This window comes from Sphingobacterium sp. 2149 (assembly GCF_031455655.1).
In the GTDB taxonomy this organism is placed as follows: Bacteria; Bacteroidota; Bacteroidia; order Sphingobacteriales; family Sphingobacteriaceae; genus Sphingobacterium.
Genome location: NZ_JAVDTD010000028.1, coordinates 1 through 1,713, shown reverse-complemented (window position 1 = coordinate 1,713; position 1,713 = coordinate 1). Strand labels below are relative to the sequence as shown.

Below are 1,713 nucleotides of genomic sequence, written 5' to 3'. Positions count from 1 at the left end.
TGAAAGAGTTACGTTTCTTTTTGTTTCTTAAAAATTAAAGAGGAAGACAACAGTGTCTGTCTGCTTGAGAAAGCTTCGGGCTATTAGTACCACTTGGCTTTGGTCTCTCAACCTTTACACCTATGGCCTATCAACGTAGTCATCTCCTACGACCCTATAAGGAAGTCTCATCTCGTGGCTAGTTTCGCACTTAGATGCTTTCAGCGCTTATCTATTCCAGACGTAGCTACCCTGCCGTACACCTGGCGGCATAACAGGTTCACCAGAGGTCTGTCCAACCCGGTCCTCTCGTACTAAGGTCAGATCCACTCAAACTTCCAACGCCCACAACAGATAGGGACCGAACTGTCTCGCGACGTTCTGAACCCAGCTCGCGTGCCACTTTAATGGGCGAACAGCCCAACCCTTGGGACCTTCTCCAGCCCCAGGATGTGACGAGCCGACATCGAGGTGCCAAACCTCCCCGTCGATATGAGCTCTTGGGGGAGATCAGCCTGTTATCCCCAGCGTACCTTTTATCCTTTGAGCGATGGCCCTTCCATACAGAACCACCGGATCACTATGTCCGTCTTTCGACCCTGTTCGACTTGTAGGTCTCACAGTCAAGCAAGCTTATGCCATTGCACTCCACGTACGGTTACCAAGCGTACTGAGCTTACCTTTGAAAGCCTCCGTTACCTTTTTGGAGGCGACCACCCCAGTCAAACTACCCACCAAACAATGTCCTCCTCATAAAGGAGTTAGAAACCGGATACAGAAAGGGCGGTATTTCAAGGTTGATTCCATGACTCCTGGCGAAGCCACTTCAACATCTCCCGCCTATCCTACACATCCTGTACCCAATCTCAATGTTAAGCTATAGTGAAGGTGCATGGGGTCTTTCCGTCCCGTTGCGGGTAATCGGCGTCTTCACCGATACCACAATTTCACCGAGCTCATGGCTGAGACAGCGCCCAGATCGTTACACCATTCGTGCAGGTCGGAACTTACCCGACAAGGAATTTCGCTACCTTAGGACCGTTATAGTTACGGCCGCCGTTTACTGGGGCTTCGATTCAATGCTTCTCTTGCGATGACATCCCCTCTTAACCTTCCAGCACCGGGCAGGTGTCAGGCCTTATACTTCATCTTGCGATTTTGCAAAGCCATATGTTTTTGTTAAACAGTCGCCTGGGCCTTTTCACTGCGGCTGCTCTTCTCAGAGACAGCGCCCCTTCTCCCGAAGTTACAGGGCCATTTTGCCGAGTTCCTTAGCCATGACTCACTCGAGCACCTTAGGATTCTCTCCTCGACCACCTGTGTCGGTTTGCGGTACGGGTCTTCATAACCTGAAGCTTAGCGGGTTTTCTTGGAAGTCTGTTTACCTGCTCTATCAGCGCCACCGGAGCTTTGCTGTACTATTGGGTTTCAGCTAGAGTTGCGGATTTGCCTACAACCCCAATACCTACGCCTTTCAACGAACTATTCCGTCAGTTCGCGGCAGTGTCACTACTCCGTCACCACATCGCAGTTATGAAGAGTACTGGAATATTAACCAGTTGTCCATCGGCTTGCCCCCTTCGGGTGCGCCTTAGGTCCCGACTGACCCTGATCCGATTAACGTTGATCAGGAAACCTTGGTCTTTCGGTGGGCGGGTTTCTCACCCGCCTTATCGTTACTTATGCCTACATTTGCTTTTCCATAACCTCCACAGTTCATTGCCAAACTGCTTC

General features: G+C 50.7%; 1 rRNA gene. It reads right to left on the bottom strand.

Going from position 1 to position 1,713, the window contains the following annotated elements:
- Window positions 1-63: 63 nt before the first annotated feature.
- A 23S ribosomal RNA gene (locus J2X77_RS23605) occupies window positions 64-1,713 on the bottom strand; the annotation flags it as partial.